This is a genomic window from Bacillota bacterium (genome assembly GCA_036504675.1).
Lineage (GTDB): Bacteria > Bacillota > Sulfobacillia > JAJYWN01 > JAJZPE01 > DASXUT01.
Map to the genome: position 1 here is coordinate 12,152 of DASXUT010000149.1, position 17,832 is coordinate 29,983.

A 17,832-nucleotide genomic window follows, 5' to 3' on the forward strand; every position below is an offset into this window, starting at 1 on the left:
CAGCCGGCGCGGATCCCAAGACTAAAGCTCACAGGACCCGGACACCCGCCGCAAAGGTTCCGCCGGGGCCGGAATCTCTCCATCGAGGTGGTCAGGTAGTGATGTTCAGACGATGGGCGACCAGGCCACCCAAGGCCGGCGGCGCCCACCCGGTGACTCAAGAAAAGATCACCACGGGCCAACGGCTGGACCCCAAGGAGAAGCGTTTCCTCCTCGAGATGCACCGCAACGCCGTCCAGGACGAAGAATTCGCCCTGTTTGAGGAGCCTATCTCCGGTTGGTGGTCGAACGACTGGGTCATCGACCAGGAAGACCCCCGCCTCGACGACCCTTAGGACACGATGGTAGGTGGACACTCAAGGCCGGCGCGAGCGCGCCGGCCTTGACTTCACCGCGATGATCAATCAGGTAGTCCGCGGGCCGGCTTCCCTGACCTCGCTTGGCGAGCGGTCCAGGACCACCGGGGTGGCCGACTCCTCGCCTTCGATCGGTGGGGGCGGGAGAGCCCCTCCGACCTGAATCAACCGAGCCATCTGGCGGCACATCCGGCGGAGCCGTTCGTTCTCCTCCTTGAGGCGGGCCCCACGCTCGCGGCGGTCGTGGTCCATCGCCACCAGGAGGTCCATCAGCACCCTCCGGCTGAACCTCAGGCTCTGGACCTGATCCTCGAGCGTCCGCAAGCGGACCAGGAGCCGTTCGACGGAATCCTCGGATGCCGCTTCGGGCACGTTCGTCACTCCCCTCGCCAACCTCTACAGCTTATTATAGCTGGCAAGGGTTGACCCTATTCGGGCGGCCGTGACCCCGGCCCCCTCACCCCCACCGCGACCCTTCAGAACTCGGTGACGCCGGTGAAGGTGAAGCCCATCACGGTCGGCCTTCGTCCGACCGACGGTCTTCCAGCTCCTTGATGACCTCGTCCCCGACCCGGACACCGCCGATGGGAGCCCGCCCCGGAAAGCCCGGGCCGTGGGCATCGGAACCCCCGGTGACGACCAGACCGTAACGCCGAGCCATGGCCACATAACGCCGGGTCTGGCTTCGCGAGTGCTCCGGATAGCGGGCCTCGAGGCCGGCCAGGCCGGCGGCCACGAGCGGGGGGATGATCGAGTCGTCACCGATCAATCCCGGGTGGGCGAGCACGGCCACGCCACCGGCCGCCCGGATCAGCCGGACGGCCTCCTCCGGCGAAAGCTTGTAGCGTTCCACATAGGCCGGTTTACCGATCCCGAGATAGAGCCGGAAGGCCTCGCGGACCGATCCCGCATACCCCGCCTCGACCAGGACCTGAGCGATGTGGGGACGACCGAGCGGGCCGCCGCCGGCGATCTCCCTGACCCTGGTGAACGAGACGGGCAGGTTCAACCTGACCAGCCGGTCCAGGATCAAGCGGGCCCTCTCGTACCGGGCCGTCCGTAACCGCTGCAACTCGGCCTCCAGGGCCGGGGAGGACGGGTCGAAGAGGTATCCGAGGACGTGCACTTCGCGCGTTCTGTCGGCGATGGTCGTATCCGTGTTGACCTCGACTCCCGGGACGACGCGCAGTCCTCCCCCGGAGGCTCGAGCCGCCTGGGTCGCCTCGGGCAGACCGGCGGTGGTGTCGTGATCGGTCACCCCAATGGCCGTCAGCCCAGCCGCGACAGCCGCCCTGACGGCCTCGGAAGGGGTCAGCGTTCCGTCGGAGGCGGTCGTGTGCACGTGCAGGTCGGCTGGCATTACTTGGCCGACTCGGCCAGCCAAGCCAGGGTTCGGACGCCGAACCCGGTCGCCCCTTTGGGGGTATGGGCCTGCTCCGTCGAGGTCAGAGCCAGGCCGGCGATGTCCAGGTGGACCCACGGCGAATCGCCGGCGAACTCGCCAATGAAGTGGGCCCCGGTGATCGCCCCGCCCGGCCGGCCGCCGCTGTTCTTGATCTCCGCCACATCGCTCTTGAGAAGATCACGGTATTCGCGGTCAAGGGGCATCCGCCAAACCTTCTCCCCCGCCTTCGCGGCCGCCTCCTCGACCTCGGTGGCCAGCCGGTCGTCATTGGCGAAGAGACCTGCCCTCACGTTTCCCAAGGCGACCACGCAGGCCCCGGTCAGGGTGGCCAAGTCGACCAGCCGCTTCGCCCCAAGGCTCCTGGCATAGGCCACGGCGTCGGCCAGGATCATCCGGCCCTCAGCATCGGTGCTGATGATCTCGATGGTCTTCCCGTTCATCGCCCTGACCACGTCGCCGGGCCTGGCGGCGTGCCCTGAAGGCATGTTCTCCGTGGCCGGGACGACCGCGATGACCTCGACCGCCGGCTTCAGGCCGGCAACGGCCTGCATCGCCCCGAGTACGGCGGCCCCGCCGGCCATGTCTGCCTTCATTGCCTCCATTCCCTCGCCCGCCTTCAGCGAGATCCCACCGCTGTCGAAGGTGAGACCCTTGCCGACAAAGGCGAGGGGGCCGCCGGCCGCCCGGCCCTCGCTCGGGCGATAGCGCAGGACGATGAGCTTGGCCGGTTCGTCGCTGCCCCTGGCGACGGACAGGAAGGCCCCCATGCCCAGCCGCTCACAATCGGCCTTCTCGAGGACTTCGAGCTCCAATCCCTGGCGGGCGATGTTGGCGGCCACCTCGGCCAGAGCCGTCGGGGTGATCAGCTTGGCGGGCCGGTTGACCAGGTTTCGGGCCAAGGCGGTGGCCTCCGCGAGGACCTGCCCGTGCCGGACACCGGCCTCGACGGCGGGGATCTTGGTCTCATTGTGCTCGACGACGATCAATTCCTCCACCCCGTGCGGGGCGGACTCCTTGGCCGACTTCAACTCCCGAAATGAGTAGCTTGCCAGCAGGCTCCCAATGACCGTAGCCTCGGCCGCCGCGCCGGCCTCCAGGCCGGCGATGCCGGCCCCGTGGACGATGGTGGCCACGGTCCGACATCCACCCCGCGCCGCCGCTTTCATCGCCCATCCGGCGGCCCGGCGGACGCCCTCGAGGTCGAAGCCTGACGATGGACCCAACCCGGCCACGACGACCTTGGTCGCCGGCAGGCGCCCCAGGGAGTAGACGACCACCGCTTCCTTTTCCTGACCGGTCAGCTCCCCCGCTTCGGCCAGGCGGCTGATGGCTCCGCCCAGGGCCTGGTCGACCGCCCCGGTCGCCCCCCCGGGGCGCTTGACCCCTTCAAACAGGTTGATGATGACCGCATCCGCCTTGACCTCAGTGATCGAGCCTCGCCAGACCTTGACCTTCACCCTCGCCATCTCCTTGCCCGCTATTAGCAATTCTGCCCAAATGCCCCCCGGTTTTCCCCCGCCGCCGCCCGCCTATTCTTCCACGCCTTCCCTCCGTTCCCTGCCTGGCCTAATCTCGACCGGCAAGAAAAAAACCCGTCCCGAGTAGGGACGGGTGTCGGCTTCCTCTACGGGGTCGGCTCACCGTGGTGAGACGATGAGCCTTATGGCCGTCCGTTCCTGACCATTGATCTCGATGTCGGTGAACGCCGGGACGCAGACCAGGTCCATGCCACTTGGGGCGACAAAGCCTCGGGCGATGGCCACCGCCTTGACCGCTTGGTTCAAGGCGCCGGCCCCGACGGTCTGAATCTCAGCGTTGCCGCGTTCGCGCAGGACTCCTGCCAAAGCCCCGGCGACCGAGTTGGGATTGGACTTCGATGAGACCTTGAGGACGTCGACCAACTTGGGAAGAACCTCCTCCGCTTGGAAATTCTGCTCGGCAAGGGATAATGTTCTCTCTTGTCGGACAAAAACCTGCTGGCAGAGGAGCGAAAATCTTCACACTTCGACCTCTAGGCGCCCTAAATGAGAACCTGCCGGAACCCGCCGTGGGCGGTTTCTGTGGTCAAGCGAGACCGGCCAGCCCGGCCAGGTCTTCCGGCCGGATACGAAGGTCCTTGAACAACTCGGCTTCCATCGCTCTCACCGCCGGCCAGCACTCCTCGATGAGTGACGCGCTGCCGGGGTATCGCCGCTTGAGGTCGGAGAAGCGGGCCGCCAAGCCGACAAAGTCCCGGGCAACCAGCTTGTCGGCATAGTAGACGAGCTTCTCCTCCAGGTTTCGCGGTTGACGCTCGGGATCCAGGACGGCCTCGAGGAGGTGACGGCGGACGGCCTCAACCAGTTCGGCGTAGCCACGCTCGGCGGCGATGCGGGCTGAGGCGGCGGCGTGGTCAACGTCCCGCGGAACGCCCGGGGCCTTCCCCAAATCGTGCAGGAGAGCGGCCGCCCGGACGAGATCGACTTCCACCTTCCGGCCCGACCGCTTCAATTCCTCGGCCAGGAAGACGGCGACGGACGCCACCGTGGTCACGTGAGACCAGGCCCCGTCCGGAAAGCGATACTCCGACAAGAGCCTGAGGCACTCGCCCTCAGAGGGAATGATGACCCAGCCCTCCCCTTCTGGTCCGAAAGTCAGTCAGAACGCAGCGGATCACCCCTCGTCTTCCTGGAGGCGCCTGATCCCGGTGGCTCGGCCGGTCTGGTCGTCGAGGTCGACGACCACCGCTTCCAGCCTCGACGGCGGTCTGGCCACATCGAGACGCGTCGGAAGCTGGGTCAGGAAACGTTCCAGGGCCTGGTCCCGGTCGACGCCGATGATCGAATGCCGGGGCCCGGTCATCCCGACATCAGTGATGAAGGCCGTGCCTTTCGGCAAGATCCGTTCGTCGGCCGTCTGGACGTGGGTATGGGTACCGATCACCGCCGACACCCGACCGTCAAGGTAGTGGGCCATGGCCGCTTTCTCCGAGGTGGCCTCGGCGTGGAAATCGACAATCAGGAACGGCGACCGCCCGGAGACCTCTTCGAGGGCCCGCGAGGCGGCGCGGAAGGGGCAGTCGACGTAGACTTCCAGGAAGACGCGGCCACACAGGTTCACGAGGGTGACCTCCCGACCGTCGGCCGCCTGAACGACCCCGGTGCCGTGGCCGGGAGCCTGGCCCGGGTAGTTGAACGGTCGGACCACCCGTGACTCCAGTCCGAGGTAGTCATAGACCTCACGCTTGGCCCAGGCATGATTGCCGAGGGTGATCCCGTCGACCCCGGCTTCGAAGAGCTCCTCGGCCGTTTCCTGAGTGATTCCCTTTCCCCCGGCCACGTTCTCGCCGTTAGCCAGGACCAGGTCGGGGCCCTCTCGCTCCTTGATGACCGGCAGGAGCCCGGCCAATGCCTCCCGCCCCGGCCGCCCTATGACATCCCCGATGAACAGGATCCTCATGACGCACCCCCCGGACAAGGTAGTATACCCGACGGGCCCGGTGGCACAAAAAGGCCCCGCCGCTCGGCGAGGCTCGGCCGGCGCCCGTGGGCGCCGGGGTGTCGTCCTACCCTCACTTGTTGAAGACCAGGACCCGCCCTTCCTCACGAAAGGCGATCAGGTTCTTCTCCGAGCGGGCCTCCCTCAGGTCATCAAGCATCTCCTCGATGAGTTCCTCCTGGGCCGCCAGATCCTCCTCCTGGAAGGTCTCGCCCCGATCGACGACGAGGATGGTCGCGAAGGACCCCCTGATCAACTCGATGGTCAAGGCAATCTCGCCCTGACTGAGAGAGCGCACGTCCCTGGTGACTTCGACCACGCTGACTCCGCCGAAGCGAGACAGGCTGACCTCGCTCTTGCTCATCTCGAGGTTCTCAAGCCAGCCATAGGCGGCTAAGCTGTCGGTCAGGCGATGCTGGAAGGCCGAGAACTCCTCCTCCGACAGGACCTTGGTGAGAAGGAAGGTGAACTTCAGGGTCTGCCCCCGGGGATCGAAGTTGATCGTCGCCAATTCCGGATAACGTACCAGCATCGATATGAGCAGACTGACACTATTCCCGCGGTCGTTCTCACGGTATGAGCCTGACATCGGTTCGCCTCCCACCCCGGGCCATCTGGCCGGACCTGCCCTCTTTCCAGGCTACAATTCGGCGGTCCCAAAGCAATTCCTCCCCTTCCGGACCCAAATTCGGCCCTCGCTAGCAGGGAGAATCAACCGACCGCCGGAGAAAGAGAAGCCCCGGGCGCTTCCCGCGCCCGGGGCCGGTTTTCGTACAGCCCGGCTTTCACCGATCAGCCCAGCGAACTCTTCTACTTCGCGTATTCGACCGCCCGGGTCTCCCGGATCACGGTCACCTTGATCTGGCCGGGGTACTCCAGTTCACTCTCGACCTTCTTGGTGATCTCCCGAGCCAGCCGGATTGCGGCCAGGTCGTCAATCTTCTCCGGTTTGACCATGATTCGGACCTCGCGCCCCGCCTGGATGGCGTAAGCCTTGTCGACTCCGTCGAAGGAATCGGCTATCTCCTCGAGCTTCTCGAGGCGCTTGATGTAGGCCTCAAGGGTCTCCCGCCGGGCCCCCGGCCGGGCCGCGGAGACGGCGTCGGCCGCTTGGACCAGCACCGCTTCGATGGACTTGGGCTCTACGTCGCCATGGTGGGCGGCGATGGCGTGGACGACCTCGTTCGATTCCCGGAACTTCTTGGCCAGATCGACGCCGATGGCCACATGGGTGCCCTCGATCTCATGATCGACCGCCTTGCCCAGGTCGTGGATGAGACCGGCCCGCTTCGCCACCTGAACGTCGGCCCCCAGCTCGGCGGCCATCGCCCCGGCCAGATAGGCGACCTCGAGGGAATGCTTCAGGACGTTCTGCCCGTAGCTCGTCCGGAACTTCAGCCGGCCGAGCAGTCTGACAATCTCCGGGTGGAGTCCGTGGACGCCGGCCTCGAAGGTCGCCGCCTCGCCCTCCTCGCGGATCTTTGCGTCCACTTCTTTCTGAGCCTTCTCGACCATCTCTTCGATCCGGGCCGGGTGGATCCGCCCGTCGGCGATGAGTTTTTCCAGGGCCACCCGGGCAACCTCCCGGCGCACCGGGTCGAACCCGGACAGGATGACCGCTTCTGGAGTATCATCGATGATCAGGTCGATGCCCGTAAGCGTCTCAAGGGTCCTGATGTTGCGACCTTCGCGGCCGATGATCCGACCCTTCATCTCGTCGTTGGGGAGGGCCACCACCGAGACGGTGCTTTCAGCGACGTGGTCGGCCGCGCACCGTTGGATGGCCAGGGAGATGATGTCCCGTGCCCGCTTGTCGGCTTCCTCCTTGGCTTTGGTCTCGACTTCCTTGATTAGTATCGCCATGTCGTGGCGAATCTCCTCTTCCACCGTGGCCAGCAGGAGCTGCTTGGCTTCCTGTGAGGTCAGCCCGGATACCCTCTCCAGCTCGGCAATCTCCTTGCGATGCAGTTCGTTGATGGCTTCACGGATCTGATCGAGCTCTTCTTCCTTGCGGTGGAGATTCTCCTCTTTCTTCTCCAGGGACTCCACCTTGCGGTCCAGGACTTCCTCCTTCTGGACCAGTCTTCTCTCCGAACGCTGCAACTCCGCCCGCCGCTCGCGGACCTCTCGTTCCAACTCCGTCCGCAGTCGATGGACGTCCTCCTTGGCTTCGAGGACGGCCTCGCGACGCTTGCCCTCGGCATCCTTGCGGGCCTCATCAATGATCTTCCTGGCGGCTTCCTCGGCCGAAGCGATCCGCGCCTCCGCCAGAAACTTACGGATCAGGTAGCCGCCGCCGAAACCGACAAGGCCGGCGGCCAGAGCGATAATTGCTGTGTACAATGGGGCGATTGCAGGTCCACCTCCTCTTCACACGGTTTTCTTGATGTCTCTCGATTTCACGTCGGTGTTACGTGTCTCTGCTGGGAGCCCGAAAAACCAAAAAAGCCGACGAGCTCGGCTTTGATGAACGTCCACCACCAGGCGTGCCGGTCAGCTGACCGGCCGGCCAGTCATAGAAAGCATCCCGGCTTTGTGTCTGCCGGCGTACAACGGACCTCATCCCCGTTCCGGCCACTCAACGCCGCGAAAATCTATATAAAAGTGGTGCTAACGCTCGTCAGCCTGTCCCACTTGATTTTAAGCTTTTCCCAAGTCTATGTCAAGTTGCAAGTTTTCCGTCAATTAATCTGCAAAAACCCAAATCGCCTGCAAATCATGGTCCAAAGCCGAGAGCGGTCACTCCCCTTCCCCAGTCTCCCTGTCGGAGATGGCCTCTCGGACCACCTTCTCGGCCGTCTCGAAGCTGAACCCCCGACGCAAGAGGTAGTCCAGCAGTTGTTTGCGCAGCTTCATGACGGTCTTCGAGTCCGCGTTGGCGATCCGCGCCGCCCGCCCGGCCAACCGGGCCCGGGCGCTCTCCCTGGCCAGGGTCAGCTCGTCGGCGGACCCCCCGGCCGGGGCCCGGGCAACGGCCTTTTCCACGGCCTGGCGGCCAACGCCGCGGCGGGTCAGCTCGGCCCGCAGCAGGCGGCGACCCGCGGGCCGAGTCGATAGCCGGTGGTCGACATAATCCTTGGCCAGCCGCTCGTCGTCCACCAGCCCGGCCCTCTTGAGCCGCGCGATCTCCCCCTGCACGACCTCTTCCCCGAAACCGCGGCCGGCCAATCGACGGCTCAGCTCCCGGGCGCTGTATCCCTGTCTGGCTAGGAAGTCAAGGGCCCCCGCGTGGGCGGTCACCTTCTCAGCCTCCAAAGCCTGAACGGACAGGTCGGTTTGGTCGACGACTTGCCCCTCGCGCAGGCCGAGCGACTTTAGCGACCGGCGATGCAGGGACAGGGTCGGCCGGCCGTCGACGGAGACCCTGACTCTCCCGCGGTGAAAGCGGTCGACCTCGATGGCGGTGATGATGGCCATCTTGCCGGCCCCGGCTACTCGGAATCGTCGTCGCTGGCGGCCGCGACGGCCTTCAACGCCCCGCGGGTCAACCCTTCGCGGACCTTGCTCTCGACTTCGGCGCAGAGGGCCGGGTTTTGCTTCAGGTAGTCCCGGGTATTCTCGCGTCCCTGGCCGAGCCTGGTCTCCCCATAGGAGTACCATGCCCCGCTCTTGACGATGATCCCGAGTTCGGTGGCCATATCGACGATGCTGCCCTCACGGGAAATCCCGAGCCCGAAGATAAGGTCGAACTCGGCCTGCTTGAACGGGGGGGCGACCTTGTTCTTGACCACTTTGGTCCGGGCCCGCATCCCGATGATCTCGTTGCCCTGCTTGAGGGTCTCGACCTTGCGCACTTCCAACCGGATGGAGGCATAAAACTTCAGGGCCCGGCCGCCCGGCGTGACCTCGGGGTTGCCGAACATGACCCCGACCTTCTCGCGGATCTGGTTGATGAAGATGGCCGTGGTTCTCGACTTGGAGATGGCCCCAGTGAGCTTCCTCAAGGCCTGCGACATCAAGCGGGCCTGCAACCCGACATGGGTGTCGCCCATCTCCCCCTCGATCTCGGCCCGCGGCACGAGGGCGGCCACCGAGTCGACAACGACGACGTCGACGGCGCCCGACCGGACGAGGGCCTCAGCGATCTCGAGGGCCTGCTCGCCCGTGTCCGGCTGGGAGATCAGCAAGTTCTCCACATCGACCCCGATGTGCTTGGCGTACAAAGGGTCGAGGGCGTGCTCGGCGTCGATGAAGGCGGCCACGCCCCCGGTCTTCTGGGCCTCAGCCACGATGTGCAGGGCGACCGTGGTTTTGCCCGAGGCCTCCGGTCCGTAGATCTCGACCACCCGTCCCCGGGGGATGCCGCCGACCCCCAGCGCGACATCAAGCGACAGGGCCCCCGTCGGGATGACCTCGACGGGCACCCTGGTGGCTGCCTCACCAAGCTTCATGATGGAGCCCTTGCCAAACTGCTTCTCGATCTGGGCCAGGGCGGCATCGAGGGCTTTCTGCTTGTCCATCGACCTTCTTTGACCTCCTCCGGCCGACGGCCGGGCGCGGGCGGCGCTTACTGGAAATATCTACCTTTTAGAGTATAGCATGTCGAAAGCTTGCCGACAAGAGGGAACCCGGGGACTTGTGGTCTGACCGCGTCGAGCCGTTCAGGGCTCCAATCGCCGGAAGGGCAGGTTGGCAACGACCGAGTAGACCGGCCCTGACGGCCGCAGTTCGCTTCGATAGAGCCGGGCCTCGCCGGCCAAGAACCCTCCGGCTTCCACCGCGGTCAGGCGTCCGATGGCCGCCCGCAGAGCCTCTCCGTTCATCGGGCTGCGGACTCGTCCCAGGGTCAGGTGGGGGGACACGGGCTTCTTCTCTCTCAGGAACCCCAGCTTGACCAGGGCCCCGTCGACGTCGTGCGCCAGGGAGATGAAATCCGGCACCCCGTCGGCCAGCCCGATCCAGACCACCCGAGGACTCGCGGGGCTGGGGAAAGCGTCGATCCCCCGGAGCGCGAGCCGAAAAGGTTCCCGTTCGGGCACGGCCCGCAAGGCCTCGGCGATCCGCTCGGCCTTGCCGACCGGCACCTCGCCCAGAAACTTCAAGGTCAGATGGAGGTTCTCGGGCTGGACCCATTTCACGTCGGCCTTGGTCCGTCGCAGTTCGTCGATGATCGGGGCCACCGCCCGGCCGACCTCGTCGGGCAGACTGATGGCGACGAACAGGCGCCACTCTTCGACTGGGTTCATTGCCGGGTCTCCCCCCGTCGGCTGGGGCGGTTGGATCCCGGTGCTGAGCGGGTCCCACGCCTCTCCACTTGCTCCTTCGACGGCCGGGCTATGTTCTCCTTCGCTGGGCCTTTGCTAATCCGGCCGGCCTTTCGGGGCGGTCGCGCCGGGCTCGGCCGCAGCCCGCCCGAGCGCTCCGAGGCGGCTCCAGAGCATCGTCAGGGAGGCGAAGGCGGCCCGGTCCTTGACGATCGGCCGCGTGCCGATGAACTCCCAGCGGCGCACTTCCCGGCCGCCGGGCCAGACGAGGGCTCCGTAGACCAGGCCGACCGGTTTCTCGGCCGTCCCGCCGCCCGGCCCGGCGATGCCCGTAGTCGACAGGCCCAGGTCGGTTCCGCCGGCGCGGCGCACGCCCTCGGCCATGGCCAGCGCCGTCTCTTCGCTGACGGCCCCGAAGCATCGAATGGTCGCCTCCGGGACCCCCAGGGCTTTGACCTTGCTCGGGTTGGAGTAGGCCGTGACCCCCAGCATGAAGTAGTCGGAGCTCCCCGGCCGCTGAGTCAGCTGGTGGCCGATCAACCCGCCCGTGCATGACTCGGCCACGGCCAGGGTCAGCCCGCTCCGAGTGAGAATGTCCCCGACGACCTCGTTGATGCTCTGGCGGTCGGCACCGTAGATGTACTCGCCGACTCTCCCCCGCATCTCGGCCTCGCTGGCGTCCAGGAGCGAGGCGGCGGTGACCTGGTCGGCGGCCTTGGCCGTCAGCCGGAAGGTCACTTCGCCGCCCGAGGCCAGTGGGGCGATGGTCGGGTTACGTTGCCGGTCGAGGATGTCTTTGACCCGCGTCTCGGCGTCGGATTCGCCGATGCCGGCGAGGCGGAGGACGCGCGACAAGATGACCTGACCGCCGGCGCCCCACCGCTCGATGAGGTACGGCCGCACCTGGTCCTGGAACATGGGGATCAGTTCGGATGGCGGCCCCGGAAGGAGGATGGCCGCCTTGCCTCCGGTCTCCAGGAGGATCCCCGGAGCCGTCCCGTTCGGGTTCGGCAGGGCCTTTCCGCCCTTGGGCACGAGTGCCTGCTTGAGGTTGTTGGGGGTCATCCGCCGCGCCCGGCGGGCGAAGAATTCCTCGAGGGAACGCCGCGAGCCCTCGTCTTGGACCAATTCGAGGCCGAGGAAGCCGGCCAGTGACTCCTTGGTCAAGTCGTCATCGGTCGGGCCGAGGCCACCGGTGAGGATGACTATGTCCGACCGCTCCCAGGCCCGGGCGATGGCCTGGATCACCCGCGGCCTGTTGTCCCCCACCGATGTCTGGTAGAAGACGTCCATTCCGAGGGCGGCCAGTTCCCGCCCGAGGAACTGGCCGTGCGTATTGAGGATCTGGCCCAGGAGGAGTTCAGTCCCCACGGCGATGATCTCGACCGTCGGCAAGCGCTTCGCCGTCCTTTCGAACCGATGATGTCCCCCGCCATATTCGGCGGGGGCGGGTCAAAACCTTCACCCGTAGCCTGCCAATGATGAAGAAGGACCGCTGGCTGGCAAGCCCGCGGTCCTTCGATAAGCATCGAGACGGTCAGGGGTCGCTCCGGCTCAGTCGGCGGCCGGCGAGGCCGTCCGCCCTTCTTCGACGACCCGCCGCACCTCGTCACCACTTAGCGTCTCCCGGTCAAGGACGATCGACGCCACTTTCTCCAGGGCTTCGCGGCGGCCGCCAAGGAACTCCCTGACCGCCCCTTCCTGTGCTCTGAGCAGGGCGCCGATCTCGCGGTGCTCGGTGCGCTCGGGGAGGGTCTCCGGCGAGACGATCCCAAGGTCCGATAGACCGGCCCGGATGATCCGGCGGGCCTGTTCCACGGCCTGCTGGAAGTCGTTCATCGCCCCGGTACTGCGGCTGCCGAAGGCGATTTCCTCGGCCACCGCGCCGGCCAGGGCCACCTGGATCTGCCCCTCGAGGTACTCCCGAGTGGACAGGTAGAAGTCGTCCTCCGGCGTGTGGCGGACGTGTCCAAGGCTTCCGCCGCGGGAGGTGATGCTGATCGTCGAGACCGAGCCCGGCCGGACGACTTCGGCCATGATCGCGTGGCCCGCCTCGTGATAAGCCACCCGGCGGCGTTCTTCGCCGGTCGGGCGCCGTTCGAGTTTCTCGCCCATGATCACCTTGTCGACGGCCTCTTCCAGGTGGCGCTGCTGAATCCATTCGGACTTCTCCCGCAGGGCGAGGATGGCCGCTTCGTTGGCCAGGCTCTCGAGGTGGGCCCCCGAGAAGCCAAAAGTCTCCTTGGCCAGCCGATCCAGATCGACCGAGGCATCCATCGGCTTGTTCCGGATATGCAGGGCCAGGATCTGGAGGCGACCCTCCCGGTCGGGAAGGTCGACGTTGACAATCCGGTCGATCCGGCCGGGCCGAAGGAGGGCTTGGTCCAGAAGGTCGAAGCGGTTGGTCGCCCCGATCAGGAGGATGCGCGGCAGTTCGTCGGAGGTCAAGCCGTCCATCTCGACGAGGAGCTGGTTCAGCGTCTGATCGTACTCGAGGTGGCTGGTGTGTTGGCCACGCTTGCCGCCGAGGACCTCGATCTCATCGATGAAGATGATCGCGCTGTCCTTCTTCTCCTTTGCGGCCGTCTCCCGGGCCTGGGTGAACAGCTGGCGGATGCGTTGCGCCCCGACGCCCGCATAGACCTCGATGAACTCGGAGCCCGACGATGAAAGGAAGACTGAGTCGGTGTAATTGGCCGCCGCCTTGGCCAGGAGGGTCTTGCCGGTGCCCGGCGGGCCGGTCAGGAGGATCCCCTTGAGCGGTCGGATTCCCATCTTGCTGATCAATTCGCGGTGGACGATGAAATCAAGGGCCTCGAGGAGCTCCTTCTTGGCCGTCGGTTGGCCACCGATGTCGCCGAAAGTCACCGGTACGGCGGTCGACGGGGCCCCGACGGCGACGAACCGGCGTTGCGCGCCCCGAAGGCCGCCGCTCTGAAGGACCACATAGGCCAGAGCGACAAGGAAGATGACGGGCAGGATGTTGAAGCCGATGTAGGTCAGGAAGATCAAGAATGCCGCGGCCGTACCCAGGCCGACCTCCTTGCTCAAGAACCGACCCCCCCCGCTGCCGTGGTCATCGGCGACGTCCCCTCAGCCCGCGGGACGACCGCATAAAGGTAGCTCGAACCCTTGCTCAATTGCAGGAAGATGTGGCGCTCCCCAACGTAGACCCGGAAGTCATCCAAGCTACGTTGGCCGGCCTGGCTCTGAAGACCGCCGTACATCTCCTCAAAGTTGCCCCGCATCAAGGCTTCTTGGACCAGGAACTGCATCCGGTAGTAAGTATCCTCGAGGTACTGGTCACGATGGTCGGCGATGGTCAGTTCATAGCGACCCGGTTTGACGTATCGCTCGGCGGCTGCCGTCAGGTGATCATAGGTCGTCTCGAGGTCCTTGACCGGGCTTAGGGCGACCTCGATGTGGCTGATTGAACCTTCATCGGAGATGCTCACCGATTGCACTCCGGGTTCGGCCTTGAGGGCCTGGACCATCGGGCGGTTGAGTCCCAAATGAAGATAGGCGAAGTAGCCGCCAAAAAGGAGGGCGAGCATCCCGAGGAGGCTTGCCACGGCCACTGACCAGCGCAGGTTCTTGAAGTTCAAGGCTCTTGCCCCCTTTTCGCCGGGCCGCGAGGCATTGGGAGCCAAGGCCGAGCGTGGCCTGGCTCAATCAAGCGCCGAAGTCGCGCGCTTACTGGCCCGAATCACGCGCCCCGCAATGTCCACCGGCGGGCAGCAAAAAGCCCGTCCCGACGGCCCTTCGCGGCGTTGACATAAGTAGTATAGCACAAAGAGTCCACATCGACGACCCCAAGGATTAACCAAAGCGTCCGACCATTGCCATCGTCGGACGCTCAGGGAGGGACGAAAACCGTCGCTATAAACTACATAATCATACGATCCGCGAGCCCGGGCCCAAGCCTGGATCGCGCCGAAGCTACTCGGCCACCCCGATGATCGCCCCATGGAGGTCATAGGCCCCGGCGGCGGCAGTGATCCTGGCCCTGACCAAGTCTCCCGGCCTCGGCTCCGGCCCACCGGACCCGCCCACCGTGCGCTCCGCCCGGCTAAGGAAGATCATCCCGTCGATGTCCGGAGCATCCTTCTCCCCCCGCCCAACGAGCGGGTAGGCCCCGCCGCTCCGCCGGTCGATCAGCACCTCGAGAGTCGAGCCCACCCGGGCCTCGTTCTTGGCCCGAGCGATGGCTTTTTGGACCCGGGCGACCCGCTTGACTCTGGCCGCCTTGACCTCCTCGTCGACCTGGTCAGAGAACTCGGCCGCCCTCGTCCCCTCCTCGGGTGAAAAAGCGAAGAAGCCGGCGTGGTCCAGCCCGACTTCGCGGAGGAAGTCGATGAGTTCCTCCACGTCCTCCGCGGTCTCACCGGGGAAGCCGAGGATGAAGGAACCGCGCAGGTAGGCCCCGGGAAGATGGTGGCGGATCATGGCGATCGTCCGGCGCAGACCGGCGCCGGTCTCCCCGCGCCCCATCGCCCATAGGACCCGGTCTGAGGCATGCTGCATGGGCAGGTCAAAATACCGGCAGACCCGCCGCGAGCGGGCCACCGCCTCGACCAGGGCCGGGTCGACCCGCCCGGGATGAAGGTAGAGGAGCCGGATCCAGGCGGGCCCGGGCCCTTCATCAAGGCGACCGAGCAAGGAGGGCAAGTCTGACTTCGGTTCGAGGTCCCGGCCATAGGCCGTGGCGTCCTGAGCCACGAGGATCAGTTCCTTGACCCCCATCCCGATGAGCTGTCGCGCTTCCCGAAGGATGGCCTCCGGACGGCGGCTCCGAAACGGGCCACGGATCGAGGGGATGACGCAGAAGGCGCAGCGGTGGTCGCAGCCTTCAGCGATCTTGAGGTAGGCGGTGTGCGGCCCGGTGGTCAGAAGCCTCGGCGCCTCATCCGTGCCGGCGGTGGCGGCCGAGTCCCGGCCGCCCTCGGGACGGCTCCTCTCCGCCGGTCGGTCCTCACCGGTCAACGCTTCAAGCAGACCGACGATGCTCCCATGGGCCTCCGTGCCGGCCAGGGCATCGATCTCCGGGATTTCCTTCTTCAACTCATCCGCGTAGCGCTGAGACAGGCAGCCGAGGACCACCAGGCGCCGCTCAGGATGCCCCCGCTTGAGGGCGGCCGCGTCGAGGATGGCCCGGATCGACTCCTCCTTAGCCGGCCCGATGAAGCCGCAGGTGTTGACGATGGTCACGTCGGCCTCACCCGGGTCATCGGTGATCGTCCAGCCCGCCTGACCCAGCGCGCCGAGGACGTATTCGCTATCAATCCTGTTCTTCGGACACCCCAGGGAAACCAGGGCCACTTTCAAAGGGTCATCACCGTCGATGGGTTGTGACGTTTCGGCGGGCAGCGCCCAGCCCTCAAGGCTGGTCCAGGACCAGCCGATAGTAGGCCTCGTACTCGGCGACGAGCCGGTCGGCGCTGAACCGCTCGGCCGCCCGGCGACGGGCCGCCCGACTGACCTTGCCGTGCAGGGCGTCGTTGGTCAACAGGGCGATCGCCTGGTTGGCCATGCGGTCGAGGCGGTCGGGCGGGTAGAGGAACCCCGCCGCCCGATCGCCGACCACCTCCGGCAGGCCGCCGACCCTCGAGGCGATCACCGGCACGCCGCAGGCCATCGCCTCGAGGGCCGACAGCCCGAAGCTCTCCGTGGCCGACGGCAGGAGGAACAGGTCGGCCAGGGAGAATAACCCGGCCACTTCGTCCTGCTGCCCAAGGAAGCAAACGCGGTCACCGACCCCCAGCCGCTCAGCCTCCTGGCGGGCCACCGGAAGGTCGGGGCCGTCGCCGACCATCAGCAGCCGGGCTCTGACCGCCGCCGCCAACTGGGCGAAGACCTGAACCACGGCGTCGACCCGCTTGACCGGGCGGAAGTTCGACACGTGGAGGACGATCTTCTCGTCATCGGCGGCGAAGCAGCGTCGCTTGCCGCGGTCCGGCTCCGGGCGATAGACGCCGGGGTCGATGAAGTTGTGGACGGTCACGATCTCTCTGGTCACCTGGAAGGTCCGCAGCGTCTCCTGGCGCAGGGCCTCCGAGACCGCCGTCACCCCATCCGACTCATTGATGGTGAAGGCGACCATCTCGGCGTAGGAAGGCTCCGAACCGACCAGGGTGATGTCGGTCCCGTGGAGGGTGGTGATGAACTTCAACCGCCTGGCCCGCCCCCCGTCCCGCGAGGCGAGCATCTGACGGGCCAGATAGGCGCTGGCCGCATGGGGGATGGCGTAGTGCACGTGGAGGAGGTCGAGCTCGCCGTAGACGGCCACCTCGGCCATCTTGTTGGCCAGGGAGAGCAGGTACGGCGGATGTTTGAAGAGCGGGTACGAAGGCACCTCGACCTGATGGTAGAGGATGTTCGGCGAGAACTCCCGAAGCCGGAAGGGCTGATCGTAGCTGATGATATGGACCACGTGCCCGCGCCGGGCCAACTCGCGCCCGAGCTCGGTGGCCACCACCCCGCTCCCTCCGTATGAGGGGAAGCAGGTGATCCCGACCCGCATTAGACCGCCCTCCTTACTCCGGGACCGCCCCGGGGACCAGTTCCAGGAGGCTACCGACCCGGTTCAGCCCGCGCCTGACGAAGCCTTCGGCGAAGCCGACCCCGGTCTTGGAGCCGAACAGCCGGTCCCGGCTCTGAACGAAGGCCAGGAAGTCGGGGTCGTTGAGGGGCGTCCCGGTAGTCTCCTCGGACGTCCGGGCGAACTGCGTGTGATGAGCCGCCAGGGCCGCCAGTTTCCTCTCGTAGTAGGCACTGACGTCGATGACGAAAGAGGGAACGGCTTCGGTGTTGATGAAGTAGTAAGCCACCAGGCTCGGGCGGAATGATTCGAGGCCGGGGGCGAACTTGCCCACCCCGGCGGCGAAGCAAGCCTCGGTCACCAGCCGGCTGCACCGGACGTGGTCCGGGTGGCGGTCCTCCCAGTAGGGCCCGCAGACGACCGCCGGCCTCACCGTTCGGATGACCTGGACGAGCGCCCCCACGGTCTCCTCGTCGACGCTGAAGCCCAGGTCGGCAAGACCAAGGTTGTCCCGGCCGGCACCGAGGACGCCGGCGGCCTCGATGGCCTCCGCCGCCCTCTCGGCGGCGGTCCCGTTGGTCGACCGCTCGCCGCGGGTCAAGTCGAGGATGGTCACCCGATGACCGGCCGCCGCGTGGGCCGCCACCGTCCCGCCCATGCCGATCTCCACGTCGTCAGGATGGGCCCCGACGGCCAGGATTCGCGCCATTGCCTACGCTCCCCCAGGACGGCCGACGGGGCCGCCCGTCTCTTTTGTCCTTCTCGTACATGCCCCATTGTACACCATTTGCCGCCCTCGGGCCAGCCGCGCGGGGGGTGGACCGGAACGTACGTTCGTGCTAGAATCAGAGC

The 17,832-nt window shown here is 66.3% G+C and carries 18 protein-coding genes; 1 reads left to right on the forward strand and 17 read right to left on the reverse strand.

Going from position 1 to position 17,832, the window contains the following annotated elements; all coding sequences use genetic code 11:
* The first annotated feature begins 101 nt into the window (after positions 1-101).
* Positions 102-335 (forward strand): hypothetical protein, encoded by a 234-nt coding sequence (locus VGL40_11140; GenBank protein ID HEY3315814.1) that lies wholly within the window; start codon positions 102-104, stop codon positions 333-335.
* 69 nt (positions 336-404) lie between these two features.
* Here the strand turns inward: VGL40_11140 and VGL40_11145 are convergent, their stop codons facing one another.
* The 17 genes from VGL40_11145 to bshB1 all read right to left on the reverse strand — a co-directional run bounded on the left by VGL40_11145 (position 405) and on the right by bshB1 (position 17,689).
* Positions 405-728, reverse strand: a complete 324-nt coding sequence (locus VGL40_11145) for a hypothetical protein (protein ID HEY3315815.1) — start codon at positions 726-728, stop codon at positions 405-407.
* Positions 729-867: 139 nt separating this feature from the next.
* Positions 868-1,716, reverse strand: coding sequence for a PHP domain-containing protein (locus VGL40_11150; GenBank protein HEY3315816.1), 849 nt, complete (start codon positions 1,714-1,716; stop codon positions 868-870).
* Positions 1,716-3,218: a leucyl aminopeptidase gene (locus VGL40_11155; protein ID HEY3315817.1), complete on the reverse strand. Its 1,503-nt coding sequence runs from the start codon at positions 3,216-3,218 to the stop codon at positions 1,716-1,718. The genes VGL40_11150 and VGL40_11155 overlap by 1 nt, the downstream gene beginning before the upstream one ends.
* 180 nt (positions 3,219-3,398) lie before the next feature.
* Positions 3,399-3,662 (reverse strand): stage V sporulation protein S, encoded by a 264-nt coding sequence (locus VGL40_11160; GenBank protein ID HEY3315818.1) that lies wholly within the window; start codon positions 3,660-3,662, stop codon positions 3,399-3,401.
* Positions 3,663-3,825: 163 nt separating this feature from the next.
* On the reverse strand, positions 3,826-4,332 hold the full coding sequence (locus VGL40_11165) for an HD domain-containing protein (protein ID HEY3315819.1): 507 nt from the start codon (positions 4,330-4,332) through the stop codon (positions 3,826-3,828).
* Between the two features lie 81 nt (positions 4,333-4,413).
* Entirely contained in the window at positions 4,414-5,199 is a 786-nt protein-coding gene (locus VGL40_11170) for a TIGR00282 family metallophosphoesterase (protein HEY3315820.1), read from the reverse strand.
* 112 nt (positions 5,200-5,311) lie between these two features.
* Positions 5,312-5,827 carry a hypothetical protein gene (locus VGL40_11175; protein ID HEY3315821.1) on the reverse strand — a complete coding sequence of 172 codons (516 nt, stop codon included), beginning with the start codon at positions 5,825-5,827 and terminating at the stop codon, positions 5,312-5,314.
* 221 nt (positions 5,828-6,048) lie between these two features.
* Positions 6,049-7,590: a ribonuclease Y gene (gene rny, locus VGL40_11180; protein HEY3315822.1), complete on the reverse strand. Its 1,542-nt coding sequence runs from the start codon at positions 7,588-7,590 to the stop codon at positions 6,049-6,051.
* A gap of 387 nt (positions 7,591-7,977) precedes the next feature.
* Positions 7,978-8,655, reverse strand: a complete 678-nt coding sequence (locus VGL40_11185) for a regulatory protein RecX (protein HEY3315823.1) — start codon at positions 8,653-8,655, stop codon at positions 7,978-7,980.
* A 14-nt stretch (positions 8,656-8,669) separates the two neighbouring features.
* Entirely contained in the window at positions 8,670-9,698 is a 1,029-nt protein-coding gene (gene recA / locus VGL40_11190; protein ID HEY3315824.1) for a recombinase RecA, read from the reverse strand.
* Positions 9,699-9,839: 141 nt separating this feature from the next.
* Positions 9,840-10,424 carry an RNA 2',3'-cyclic phosphodiesterase gene (thpR, locus tag VGL40_11195; protein HEY3315825.1) on the reverse strand — a complete coding sequence of 195 codons (585 nt, stop codon included), beginning with the start codon at positions 10,422-10,424 and terminating at the stop codon, positions 9,840-9,842.
* A gap of 114 nt (positions 10,425-10,538) precedes the next feature.
* Positions 10,539-11,837: a competence/damage-inducible protein A gene (locus VGL40_11200; GenBank protein ID HEY3315826.1), complete on the reverse strand. Its 1,299-nt coding sequence runs from the start codon at positions 11,835-11,837 to the stop codon at positions 10,539-10,541.
* Positions 11,838-11,996: 159 nt separating this feature from the next.
* Complete coding sequence (locus tag VGL40_11205) at positions 11,997-13,493, reverse strand: AAA family ATPase (GenBank protein ID HEY3315827.1); 1,497 nt, start codon at positions 13,491-13,493, stop codon at positions 11,997-11,999.
* The gene (locus tag VGL40_11210; protein ID HEY3315828.1) at positions 13,490-14,047 is read right to left on the reverse strand and encodes a hypothetical protein; all 558 of its coding nucleotides are present in this window, start codon (positions 14,045-14,047) and stop codon (positions 13,490-13,492) included. Before VGL40_11210 ends, VGL40_11205 begins: the two co-directional genes overlap by 4 nt.
* 334 nt (positions 14,048-14,381) lie before the next feature.
* The gene (gene rimO, locus VGL40_11215) at positions 14,382-15,761 is read right to left on the reverse strand and encodes a 30S ribosomal protein S12 methylthiotransferase RimO (GenBank protein ID HEY3315829.1); all 1,380 of its coding nucleotides are present in this window, start codon (positions 15,759-15,761) and stop codon (positions 14,382-14,384) included.
* Positions 15,762-15,819: 58 nt separating this feature from the next.
* Positions 15,820-16,962 carry an N-acetyl-alpha-D-glucosaminyl L-malate synthase BshA gene (gene bshA / locus VGL40_11220; protein ID HEY3315830.1) on the reverse strand — a complete coding sequence of 381 codons (1,143 nt, stop codon included), beginning with the start codon at positions 16,960-16,962 and terminating at the stop codon, positions 15,820-15,822.
* Between the two features lie 13 nt (positions 16,963-16,975).
* A complete protein-coding gene (gene bshB1, locus VGL40_11225) occupies positions 16,976-17,689 on the reverse strand; it encodes a bacillithiol biosynthesis deacetylase BshB1 (GenBank protein HEY3315831.1) in 714 nt (237 codons plus the stop codon).
* Positions 17,690-17,832 lie beyond the last annotated feature (143 nt).